This window comes from Thiorhodococcus fuscus (assembly GCF_042682685.1).
GTDB classification, from domain to species: Bacteria; Pseudomonadota; Gammaproteobacteria; order Chromatiales; family Chromatiaceae; genus Imhoffiella; species Imhoffiella fuscus.
Genome location: NZ_JBHUHX010000062.1, coordinates 88,517 through 100,200, shown reverse-complemented (window position 1 = coordinate 100,200; position 11,684 = coordinate 88,517). Strand labels below are relative to the sequence as shown.

Annotated in this window: 10 protein-coding genes; 6 read left to right on the top strand and 4 right to left on the bottom strand. The window is 65.3% G+C overall.

Annotated features, from left to right (window positions below):
* Positions 1 to 2: 2 nt before the first annotated feature.
* The gene (locus ACFSJC_RS19655; protein WP_386028970.1) at positions 3 to 1,019 is read right to left on the bottom strand and encodes a beta-ribofuranosylaminobenzene 5'-phosphate synthase family protein; all 1,017 of its coding nucleotides are present in this window, start codon (positions 1,017 to 1,019) and stop codon (positions 3 to 5) included.
* Positions 1,020 to 1,349: 330 nt separating this feature from the next.
* Here ACFSJC_RS19655 and ACFSJC_RS19650 point away from each other — a divergent pair, with 330 nt between their 5' ends.
* The 4 genes from ACFSJC_RS19650 to ACFSJC_RS19635 are packed head-to-tail and all read left to right on the top strand — an operon-like array spanning position 1,350 to position 6,023.
* Complete coding sequence (locus tag ACFSJC_RS19650; protein ID WP_386028968.1) at positions 1,350 to 2,660, top strand: formylmethanofuran dehydrogenase subunit B; 1,311 nt, start codon at positions 1,350 to 1,352, stop codon at positions 2,658 to 2,660.
* Positions 2,654 to 4,324, top strand: a complete 1,671-nt coding sequence (locus ACFSJC_RS19645; RefSeq protein ID WP_386028966.1) for a formylmethanofuran dehydrogenase subunit A — start codon at positions 2,654 to 2,656, stop codon at positions 4,322 to 4,324. Before ACFSJC_RS19650 ends, ACFSJC_RS19645 begins: the two co-directional genes overlap by 7 nt.
* The gene (fhcD, locus tag ACFSJC_RS19640) at positions 4,321 to 5,220 is read left to right on the top strand and encodes a formylmethanofuran--tetrahydromethanopterin N-formyltransferase (RefSeq protein WP_386028964.1); all 900 of its coding nucleotides are present in this window, start codon (positions 4,321 to 4,323) and stop codon (positions 5,218 to 5,220) included. The genes ACFSJC_RS19645 and fhcD overlap by 4 nt, the downstream gene beginning before the upstream one ends.
* Positions 5,217 to 6,023 (top strand): formylmethanofuran dehydrogenase subunit C, encoded by an 807-nt coding sequence (locus ACFSJC_RS19635; protein WP_386028962.1) that lies wholly within the window; start codon positions 5,217 to 5,219, stop codon positions 6,021 to 6,023. The genes fhcD and ACFSJC_RS19635 overlap by 4 nt, the downstream gene beginning before the upstream one ends.
* A 32-nt stretch (positions 6,024 to 6,055) precedes the next feature.
* Here ACFSJC_RS19635 and ACFSJC_RS19630 read toward each other — a convergent pair whose 3' ends face one another.
* Complete coding sequence (locus ACFSJC_RS19630; RefSeq protein ID WP_386028960.1) at positions 6,056 to 7,372, bottom strand: MFS transporter; 1,317 nt, start codon at positions 7,370 to 7,372, stop codon at positions 6,056 to 6,058.
* A 409-nt stretch (positions 7,373 to 7,781) separates the two neighbouring features.
* Here ACFSJC_RS19630 and ACFSJC_RS19625 point away from each other — a divergent pair, with 409 nt between their 5' ends.
* Positions 7,782 to 8,300 carry a PAS domain-containing protein gene (locus ACFSJC_RS19625; protein WP_386028958.1) on the top strand — a complete coding sequence of 173 codons (519 nt, stop codon included), beginning with the start codon at positions 7,782 to 7,784 and terminating at the stop codon, positions 8,298 to 8,300.
* Entirely contained in the window at positions 8,290 to 9,747 is a 1,458-nt protein-coding gene (locus ACFSJC_RS19620) for a methyl-accepting chemotaxis protein (RefSeq protein ID WP_386028956.1), read from the top strand. Before ACFSJC_RS19625 ends, ACFSJC_RS19620 begins: the two co-directional genes overlap by 11 nt.
* Positions 9,748 to 9,829: 82 nt before the next feature.
* Here the strand turns inward: ACFSJC_RS19620 and cysK are convergent, their stop codons facing one another.
* Both cysK and ACFSJC_RS19610 read right to left on the bottom strand, forming a co-directional pair.
* Positions 9,830 to 10,807, bottom strand: coding sequence for a cysteine synthase A (gene cysK, locus ACFSJC_RS19615; protein ID WP_386028954.1), 978 nt, complete (start codon positions 10,805 to 10,807; stop codon positions 9,830 to 9,832).
* 69 nt (positions 10,808 to 10,876) lie between these two features.
* Entirely contained in the window at positions 10,877 to 11,545 is a 669-nt protein-coding gene (locus tag ACFSJC_RS19610; protein WP_386028952.1) for an RBBP9/YdeN family alpha/beta hydrolase, read from the bottom strand.
* Positions 11,546 to 11,684 lie beyond the last annotated feature (139 nt).

Genomic DNA, 11,684 nt, shown 5'->3' with positions numbered 1-11,684 from the left:
GGTCAGCTCTCTTGGCGAAGTTTGATCGGTGCCTCGATCCGGTTCACTCGGGCGCCGAGATTGCGCCCGGTCACGATACGGTAGCGCAGTGGCGACAGATCGCCGAAACGCCGCTTGAGCCCCTGCTCCAGCCAGCGCGCCTGTTCGCCATCCTCGGCCAGCACGAATCCGGTCGGCCCCCATGAACTCTGGCCCACCCCGGGGAAGCCCCGACCGGTCGCCCAGTCGAGCGCTGCGGACACCGCCGGCGAGGCGAAGCGGCCGCCCTGGGCCGGCGCAAAATGCTCGCCGACGGTGCGCTGGATGACACCGATTCCCTCGGCCACCGGGTCCAAACGTCCTTCGAGCAGACCGGGCACGACCTGCATCAGCAGGATCCGGCACAGTTGGCCGGCCGACGCCTCGGGAAACTCGGGCAGCTCGGCGAACGCGCGCACCTCCCGCTCGCCATGCATTCCCTGTCCCCGTTGGTCGAACAGCAGCAGGATACGCCAGTCCTCGGGGAAGGTCAGGCGCAAGGCGAGCGGAGGAACCTCGTCCGACGCACGCTCATCACGCCCGCAATCCACGATGAATCCGCCATCCTCGAAGGCGCCGATACCGATCCCGGAGCGCCGCCCACGATCCAACATACCGGCAATCGCACGGCTGTCCGAATGGGCCTCGTAGAGACGCGCCATGGCCGTTCCGACCGCAAGCGCCAGTTGCGTCCCGGACCCCAGGCCGGCATGCCCCGGAATCGTTTCGTGCAAATGCAGACGCACGCCTCCCGAAAGACCGAGTCGAGCCGCATAGGCTCGGGCGAATGCCAGCGCCCGCTCCGACTCTGGCCCCTCGGCGCTGAAATCGTCGGCACTCTCGGCTCGCAACCTGGTCGCCACCCCCTCGATGGTCAGCCCCAGACTGCCGAAGCGGCGCCCCAAACCGCCGTTGAGGTCGAGGAATCCCAAATGAAGCCGAGCCGGCGCCTCCACATCGACCGTATGATTCGGATAACGCGTCGTGAAGCGATGATTCATCCACTACCCCCTTGTCGAAATCGACGTTGATCCGCTCTAAGCAAATCACATGCCCTGCCCATCGCAAACAGGCTCGCGATCCCGGCGGACATGACGATCGGCCGTGCCTGTGTCCCTGCTGACTCAGAGTGTCACTCGAAGGCATGCCGCTGGACACACCGAGCGACCAGCCGGCAGCCCTGACCGGCGCGCGCCAACGGTGCGCATCAAGCCAGCGAAACCATCGGCTAAATGGCATGATGTCTGCGTTGCAACACGGCCGGAAATCGCCCGTCGCTCGCGCGGCGGCTTCACTCCCACGTCCATTCCAGGGAGACGCTCAGAAGCATCATGTGGAAGACCGAGCTCACCGCCAGCACGGACCATCTCACCTGCCCCTTTTGTGGGCTCGCGTGTGACGATCTGCAACTGGAGCATCAGGACTCGAACGGCCCGATCGACATTCGAAACGGCTGCGAGACCGCGCGCAATGCCTTCACCCAACTCATGGCGGCCGAAACGCGACCGCCCATGATCGCAGGGCGACCTGTCGCGCTCGAAGAGGCACTGGAGCGGTGCGTCAGCCGACTCCGCGAGGCACGCGCACCGCTCTTCGGCGGCCTCGCAACCGACGTGAACGGGATGCGCGCCGCACTGAGCCTGGCCGACCAGTGCGGCGCACTGCTGGATCACGTCAACAGCGACGCCCTCTTCCGCAACCAATTGGTGCAGCAGGACAGCGGCTGGATGACCACGACCCTGACCGAGGCACGCAATCGCGCCGATCTGGTCGTGCTGATCGGATCACAATGGCACGAACGCTTCCCCAGACTGATCGAGCGCGTCCTAAGCCCGCCCGAGGCGCTTTTCACGGAGACGAGCGAGCGGCGTTTCGTCCTCATCGGCCCCTATGAAAGCCAAGCGGTTCCGGCCGAACTGCGGGGCTGCATTCAGAATGTGATTCAGATCGAGAACCGACAGATCGGCGCACTCGCCGGGCTGCTGCGCGGGCTCGTCGCCGGACGCCCGGTGCGCGCCGACGCCATCCCAGACGTGAACGCCGAGACGCTCCTGACGCTGGCGGAGCAGCTCAAGTCGGCCCGCTATGCCCTGTTCGTCTGGTCTGCCGCCGAGCTGGATTTCCCGCACGCCGAGCTGACCGTCCAGACACTGAGCGAACTGGTGCGCGACCTCAACCAAACCACCCGAGCCGCCGCGCTGCCATTGGCCGGCACGCTCGGCGACATCACGGTCAATCAGGTCTGCACCTGGCAGAGCGGCTATCCGCTTCGCACCGATTTCCAACAACAGGGTCCGCGCTACGACCCCATGTTGAACCGCCACCAAGACATCCTGGCCCGCAACGAATGCGACCTGCTGCTGTGGATCGCCGCAATTCCGGGAGGCGGCGACCCACCATCGACGGACTATCCAACACTGGTACTGGGACACCCTGGACTGCTTATCGAACGTCCGCCCGAGGTCTTCATTCCGGTCGGGGTCCCGGGCATCGATCATCCGGGGCACTGGTATCGCAGCGACGCCGCCTGTCCGCTGCCGCTGGGACAGATCCGGGATCTCGGACTGCCCTCGGTCGCCCAGATCCTCACCCAGCTGGGCCAGCGCCTCGCGCAGACCGCACAGGAGGAGACACCGTGCTGACCAAGCTCGTCGGCGGCCGACTGTACGATCCCGCGAACGGGATCGACGGCGAGGTCCGCGATCTCTACATCCACGACGGCCGCATCCTGCACCACCCACCGCCCGGCGAGACGCCCGGACAGACCTTCGATCTGGACGGCAAGCTGGTCATGGCGGGCGCGATCGACATGCACACCCATATCGGCGGCGGCAAGGTCAACATCGCCCGCGCCATGCTGCCGGAGGACCAGCGCGCCCATCGACGCAGCCGGACCGCCTCGACCCGCTCGGGCGGCGGCCATGCCGCACCCTCGACCCTCGCCGCCGGCTACCGTTACGCGGAGATGGGCTATACCTGCTGCTTCGAGCCCGCGATCCTGCCGATCAACGCGCGTCAGTCGCACATGGAGATGGCCGACACGCCGATGGTCGACACCGGCGGCTACGCCATGCTCGGCAACGACGACCTGCTGCTGCAACTCATGAGCGAGGGGGCGAGCCAGGAGACCATCAACGACTATGTCGCCTGGACCCTGCACGCCACCCAGTGCATCGGCATCAAGGTGGTCAACCCGGGCGGGATCAACGCCTTCAAGTTCAACGCCCGCACGCTGGACGTCGACGAGCAGCACCCGCACTACCCGCTCAAGCCGCGCGACATCATCCGCACCCTGAGCCGCGCGGTCGCCGAGCTGGGCGTGCCGCACCCGCTCCACGTCCACGCATCCAACCTGGGCGTCCCCGGCAATCGGACCGCGACCCTCGCGACCATGGCCGCCGCCGAAGGCTTTCCCATTCATCTGACCCACATCCAGTTCCACGCCTACGGCACCGAGGGGGATCGGCATTTCTCGTCGGCGGCGGCCGAGATCGCCGAAGCCGTAAATCGGCTGAAAAACGTCACCATCGATGTCGGACAGGTGATGTTCGGTCAGACGGCGACCATCTCGGGCGACAGCATGCATCAGTATGCCAACCATCATCACGCCCATCCGCGCAAATGGACCTGCATGGACATCGAGTGCGAGGCCGGGTGCGGAGTCATACCCTTTCGCTACAAGGACAAGAACTTCGTCAATGCCCTGCAATGGGCGATCGGGCTGGAGCTGTTCCTCATGGTCGAGTATCCCTGGCGGGTCTTCCTCACCACGGACCACCCCAACGGTGCGCCCTTCACCAGCTACCCGCATCTCATCCGGCTGCTGATGGACCGCAGCTTCCGCAACGATCAGCTCGCGCGGATCAACCCGGACGCCGCCGCCATGAGCCAGCTCGGCTCGCTGGAACGCGAATACAGCCTCTACGAGATCGCCATCATGACCCGGGCCGCACCGGCACGGATCCTGGGGCTCGCCGATCGCGGCCATCTGGGATCGGGCGCCCGCGCCGACATCTGCGTCTACCGCCCCTCGGACGATGCCGAGCGGATCTTCTCCAGCCCCATGCTCGTCTTCAAGGACGGCGAGGTCGTGGTCGAGGAGGGCCGCATCACCCGGCCGGTGCGGGGAACCACCCAGGTGGTGCGGCCCGAGTACGACCGCGCCATCGAGCGACGCATCGGCGACTGGTTCGACCGCCACCATACGGTGCGTCTGGCCAATTTCGGCATCTCCGACGCGGAGATGGCCGAGGGCATCGGCAGCCCGGTCGAGGTCCACCCCTGCCGACCGAGGAGCGTCACATGATCCGCAACGGCATCGAGATCGAGGACACCTTCGCCGAGGCATTCGGCATGAACGCCACGCGGCTCGTCATCACCGCGATCGACCACCGCTGGGCGCGGATCGCCGCCGAGACCATGACCGGCTTTGCGACCTCGGTCATCGCCTGCGGCGCCGAGGCCGGCATCGAGGCCGAGATGGCGCCCGAGCAAACGCCCGACGGGCGTCCCGGCATCAGCGTGCTGCTGTTCGCCATGTCGGGCAAGGAGCTGGAGAAACAGGTCGAGCGCCGGGTAGGACAGTGCGTCCTCACCTGCCCGACCACGGCCATCTTCTCCGGCATCGCCAGCGAGAAACCGGTGCCGCTGGGCAAGAACCTGCGCTTCTTCGGGGACGGCTACCAGATCTCCAAGCAGATCGACGGGCGCCGCTACTGGCGGGTGCCCGTGATGGACGGCGAGTTCCTGTGCGAGGAGCTGACGGCCCGTGTCGGCGCCGTCGGCGGCGGCAATTTCCTGGTACTGGCACGCACTCAGCTCCAGGCGCTCGCCGCCTGCGAGCGGGCGGTCGCGGCGATCCGCGCCCTGCCCAACGTCCTGTTGCCCTTCCCCGGCGGCATCGCGCGCTCGGGATCCAAGGTCGGCTCCAAATACAAGGCGCTCATGGCCTCGACCAACGACGCCTTCTGTCCCACCCTACGAGGTCTCTCGCCCGCCTCCCAGCTGGGACCGGAGGTCGGGGCGGTGCTGGAGATCGTCATCAACGGTCTCACCGAGAGCGACGTTCGCCAGGCGACCCGGACCGGAATCGAGGCGGTCTGCACGCTCGGCGCGGACTCCGGCGTGCTGCGCATCTCGGCCGGCAACTACGGCGGCAAGCTGGGGCAATACCATTTCCACCTGCGGGAGCTGATGGCATGAGCGCGCTCACACTGCGCCTGCGGGAATGCCCGCGACAACGCGTCGATCTTTCCGGATTCACACCGGACGCGCTCGCGGGGAATTCCCTAGCCGATATTCAGGCGCTCCCGCTGTGGGTCGGCAATCGCCAGATGCCCGCCGGCGAGCTATTCATCATCCATGGGCACGACAGCGATCACATCCGCATCGAGTCCGAGAGCGATCGGCTCGACGGCATCGGCAGCGGTATGACCCGGGGCAGCATCCGCATCCAGGGACGAGCCGGGGCCTATCTCGGACGCGGGATGCGCGGCGGCGAGATCCAGGTCGAGGGCGACGCGGGCCTCTTCGCCGGAACCGGCATGACGGGCGGACGACTCCGCATCGGCGGAAACGCCGACGACTTCCTCGGCGCCGCCATCCCAGGCGAACGGCGCGGACTGCGCGGCGGTCGGATCGAGGTGCAGGGCAATGCCGGCGACCGCGTCGGCGACCGCCAGCGACGCGGCATCATCCTGATCGCGGGCGACGCCGGAGACTACTGCGGCTCGCGCATGGGCGCCGGCACCATCCTCGTCCTCGGCCGGACAGGAGCCGATGTCGGACTCGCCATGCGACGCGGCACGATACTGCTGACCTCCGCGCCCGAATTGCCGCCGACCTTCAACGACAACGGACCGCAGGATCTCAGCGTCCTGACCCTGCTCGCCAAATCCCTCCCACCGCCCTTCGACCAGATCGGCGAACGCGGCACCCGCGTCCAACGCTGGCTCGGCGACCTCGGCCACGGCGGCCAAGGCGAGGTATTGGCCTGGTCCCAGTAAGGCATCCCCGGATTCCTATCGCTCCATCCGTGCTACGGGGTGTGGGCGACGGTGATGTTGCGGCATTTCGTTTCATGGACGAAGGCGGCAGCGATGAGCGCGAGAAGCGCAAAGGCGGCGGACAGCCAGAGTCCGTTGCGGTAGTCGTCCATCGAGTAATGTCTGACACCTTCGGTCAGGGTGCCGTCCCAGGTGAGGTCCATGACCCAACCGAAGGCGGGCTGCATGATGGCGGCGCCGAGGAAGAGTCCGGTGTTGACCAGTGCGATGGCCATGCCGGCGACCCCTGGTGAGACCACTTCCTTGGCGGCCGCATAGCCGACGACGAATCCGCCTGCGGTCAGGCCCAGGGCGCCATAGAGCAGCAAACCGCTCCAACCTGGCCCCCAGGGCAGCAGGATGAGCGCCATCCAGATAGCGAGCGAGAGCACGCAGGTTGCGAGGATCACGGGCTTGCGCCGCCCGAGATGATCGGAAAGGCTGCCCATGACCATGCAGCCGATCGCGAATCCGGCCAGGGCGACGGTGGTGTAGACGGAGGCCTGAGCGCGATCCAGTCCAAAGCCGTCCCGCATCAAGGGGACGCCCCAGAGGCCGGCGAAGGCGAAGAGGCTTCCGGTCACGCCGAACATGACGAAGAAGCTCGGCCAGACTGCGGGCGTCATGAAGACGCCACGCAGGTCGTGCAGCCAGTGACGATGGCGCGACGGATGGGGCTCAAGCCCCTCCATCTCGCGCGCCGAAGGCAGGCCCGCGTCCTCCGGCCGACTGCGCACGATCAGCGCCGTCAGCACGCCGATCAGGATCGAGAGCACCCCGATCCCGACGAAGACGACCCGCCAGGAAACGGCCCCCAGCACCAAGGCGAGCGGTCCAGCGGCAAGGATGGAGCCGACGTTGCCGAGCAGAAGCGTCAGACCGCTGATCACGCCATAGTAGCGCTCGCTGAACCACTGGGTGTTGGAGCGCATCAGCCCGACGAAGACCACAGAGACCCCCAACCCGACCAACAGCCGACCGAGCGAGGCCGTCTCGAAGCTCGCGGCGACGCCGAACAGGATCGAACCGCCTCCCGCCACGAGACAGCCGAGGGCGACGACGATCCGTGAACCCAGCGTATCCGCCAGCACCCCAGAGGGAATCTGCATCGCCGTGTAGACGTAGTAATACATGGCGGCGAGGGAGCCGAGCGCGGCCCCACTGGTGCCGAAGGCCGCCATCAGGTCCGCAGCGACCACGCCTGGCGCCATGCGGTGGAAGAAGACCATCATGTAGGCCAGAACGAGAATGGCGTACACGGACCAGCGCGCGCGCAGAAAGCGCGCTCGAACACGGGGATCGATCGACATGGCGGACCTTGCTCCTCCTCAATGATTCCATGAAGCCCGTCGTTCTTAATTCATACCGATTCAAGGTGTTGCGACGGGTCTTGACACGCGCCTCACAGATCGTGATGGCGCGGCTTGTCTCCCAAGGTGGCACAGCGTAGCATGACCAAAAAGACCGGTTCTAATTGATGAATATCATTTCGCTCCGTCCCACGCCCCACTCAGAAGTCATCCGATCGAGGCTCAGGATCGAGCAGATGCTCCCCGGACAGACCGCCAGCCGCACCCTCATGATGGACCGACGTACAAGCCCGGTCGTTTGCGGCACAGGCCGACAGGACTCGCAGCGAACGCCCTGTAGGCGTTCAATTCCACACACCACCGCAACCGTCTCCATCGACGGACGGGGGCGCGCCGACGCTTCGCTGACATGAAACGAAAGATCACGCCCACCTCGGTGGAAAAGGTCATGAGGGACGACGACTTCATCGTCTCCAAAACGGACCCCACCGGACGTATCACCTACGGCAATCGCATCTTCATCGAGTTCTCCGGCTATACCGAGTCAGAACTGATCGGGTCCCAGCACAACATCATCCGTCACCCCGATATGCCGAGGGCGGTCTTCAAACTGCTCTGGGACACCATCCAGGCGAAACGCGAATGCAACGCCTACGTGAAGAACATGGCGAAAGACGGGAGCTTTTACTGGGTCTTCGCCAACATCACCCCGAGCCTGTCCCCCAACGGCACCATCGACGGCTATTTCTCGGTACGGCGCAAACCCAAGGCGGCGGCCCTCGCCACCGTTACCGAACTCTACCGCACCATGCTCGATGCCGAGCGCCAAGCCGGTCCCAAACTGGCGATCGACGCCTCCAGCAAAATCCTCTCCGATCTCTTGACCGAAAAGGGCATGAGCTATGACGAATTGGTCCTTGCAATCTAAGTTCGTCGCCCTGCTTTGGTCCCTCGCCGGCGTAACGCTCGCGGGTGCCCTCTACGCCTGGTGGCGCACCGGGGCGGACTGGGCGCTGGCGCTATTCCCGATATTGGCGATCGGCATCGCCCTCGCCGGACAGAGAGCGATCCGAAGCTGGCTCGCCCCCATCGCCCAGTTGGACCGGCTGACCACAGACATTGCCGCAGGCCGCTTCGAGGGTCGCATCACCGACATTCGGAACGCCGATGAAATCGGCCTGCTGTGCTGGAACGTCAACGACATGCTCGACCAGTTGGAGACCTTCTTCCGCGACGAGGCCACGGCCTTCAGTCAACACGTTGCCGGAAACCTCTATCGCAAGGCGTTCCCCACCGGACTGCACGGTACCTTCAAGGAGGGTCTGGAAAGCCACAACCGACTGCTCGACGGCATCGCCGAGGTTCAGCGCGAGAAGATGCGCAACCGCCTCCACACCCAGATTCAACAGCTCAACAGCAGCAACCTCCTCGACAATCTAGCCTCCAGCCAAAAAGACCTCATGCGGGTCAACACCGAGATGCAATCCGTCCTCGAACTCGCGACCGCGACGGCGGTCGATGCCGAGGACAGCCAGAGCACCGTCAGCCAGGTCGTCGTCTATCTCAACGAGATCACCGCCCGCATCAATTACGTCGCCGACGCAGTGGCAGAACTCAGCGCCCGCAGTCAGGAAATCACCTCAGCCGTGCAGCTGATCACCGCTATCGCCAACCAGACCAACCTGCTCGCGCTCAATGCCGCCATTGAGGCCTCGCGCGCGGGCGAGGCGGGACGTGGATTCGCGGTGGTCGCCGATGAGGTGCGCAAGCTGGCCGAAAACACCAAGAGCGCCTCCGAATCCATCGGGCAGATCATGGGAAGCTTCGCCATTGCCACCGAACGCATGCAAGAGGACTCGCTCGCCATGCGCGACATGGCGAGCAGTTCGAGCGAAGTGATCGGGGAGATGGAGGGGCGTTTCGCCCATTTCGCCGTCTCGGCCCGCGAGACCCAGAAGCACGCCACGCGCTCGCGCGACATGGGCTTCGGCTCGCTGGTCAAGGTCGATCACGTCATCTTCAAGCAGCGTGCCTATATGGCCATCAACGCGGCCGACCAGGACGATGGCTCCGGCTACCGCGACGCGATTCGGGTCGATCATCACCAGTGCCGCCTCGGACAATGGTACGACTCGGCGGGTCGAGAGGATTTCGGCCTGACACGAAGCTACGCGGCACTGGAGCGCCCGCACGCCCAGGTGCACGACCATGTCCACCAGATGCTGCCACGCCTAGACGAGGCATGGGAAAGCGATATCGAGGTGCAAACGGCCATCTTGGAGGCCATGAAGCAAACGGAGGCCGCCAGCCTTGAGGTCATGCGACTGGTCGACAGCATGGTCGTCGAGAAGCACGGCAGCTGGAGCGGATCCTAGAACTGGACGGAGGGGCGTGGAGCGACGCCGACGGACCGTTCATTACAGCCTATCGACGTCAAGCATGGCTTCGGACGACGTCCTATCGAGCCACTCCGTTCTCGTCGAACAACTCCTCGAACAGCACCGAACTCAGATAGCGTTCGCCCGAATCCGGCAACACCACCACGATGGTCTTGCCCGCATGCTCCTCGCGTTGCGCCAGACGCACCGCCGCCGCAACCGCCGCGCCGCTGGAAATACCGGAGAGGATGCCCTCCTCCCGCGCCAGACGCAGCGCGTATTGGATCGCATCGGCGTTCTCGATCGTCTCGATCAGATCGACCAGCCCAAGATCCAGCACTTCCGGTACGAAACCTGCGCCGATGCCCTGAATCTGGTGAGGGCCGGGCTTGAGCGGGTCGCCGGCTCGGAATTGGGTCAGCACCGGACTGGCCGCCGGCTCGACCGCAACCGAGAGGATCGGCTTGCCCCGCCCCTGCTTCAGATAGCGCGTCACCCCGGTGATGGTGCCGCCGGTGCCGACGCCCGAAACGAAGATATCGACCTCGCCGTCGGTGTCGTCCCAAATCTCCGGGCCGGTCGTGGCCTCATGGATCGCCGGGTTGGCTGGATTCTTGAACTGCTGGAGCAACAGATAGCGATCCGGGTCCGAGGCCGCAATCTCTTCCGCCTTGGCGATCGCACCGCCCATGCCCTTGGCCCCTTCGGTCAGCACCAGCCGCGCACCATAGGCCGCGAGTAGCTTGCGCCGCTCCAGACTCATGGTCTCCGGCATGGTCAGGGTCAGCGGAATCCCCTTGGCGGCGGCGACAAAGGCCAGCGCGATGCCGGTGTTGCCGCTGGTCGGCTCGACCAATTCCTTGCCAGGGCCGAGCAACCCGCGACGCTCGGCATCCCACACCATGGAGGCGCCGACCCGGCACTTGACCGAATAGGCCGGATTACGCCCCTCGATCTTGGCCAGCACCCGCGCCGACGCGCCATCCGTCACCCGATTCAGCGCGACCAACGGGGTGCGGCCGATGGACTGGGCATTGTCTGCAAACCACTTGGACATGAGATCTCCTCTAAAAATGTCACCGGCTGCCGCAAACAGGGGCCGCCAGCGTCGCACCGCACACACGCATCAGGCGGTCCGCCTCGGCTCAAGGCCCGCGCCTCCACGCGATGCGGCAGCCGGCTGGATATGCACGGGGGCACCGAGACCCCGCGACTGCGACTCCTGAAAGGACTTGAGCAAGGCGAGCCCCTCGGGCCAGGGTCCGAACCCCGACGCCTCGTTCAAATGCCCAACCTTTCCGGCATTCACGACGGTGCTGCCCCAACGGTCGGCCCAATAGGCCACTCTCGCCGGCCGCATCCAGGGATCGTCTCCGCTTGCCACGATCAGACTCGGGAAACCGAGCAGATCCCGAGGCAGATCGGACTCAATACTGTCCCCACTGGTCTCCGATTCTCGCAGCCCCCGAGCCGAGAAGCGATCGGGATCGCCCGGAGCCACCAGCAGGGCTCCCGCAACCCGCGAGGTCAACGCATTGCCCGCAGTCACCGCCGCCAGGCAGCCGAAACTATGCGCGACCAGCCACACGGGCTTTGGCGCATACTGAATCGCAAGCCGAATGGAGTCCACCCAATTCGCCAGCACCGGCGCACCCCAATCGATTCCGGACACCCGGCGTGCATCCGGGAGCTGACGCTCCAGCCAGCTCTGCCAATGACCGGGACCACTCCCCTGAAAGCCCGGAATGATGAGTGTCGAATGCGGAGGAAAAGCGGCGATCTTGCTCGAAGACATGGCGGTCGCTCCTGAATGGCGTGAGATCGGAAACATCGGCCCGACCCAAAACCGGATCGGTGCATGACTCAACGATAGCCACCGCAATCAGCAAACGAAAAGAATAGTTATCGCTTTGAATATAACGCCAGGGCATACC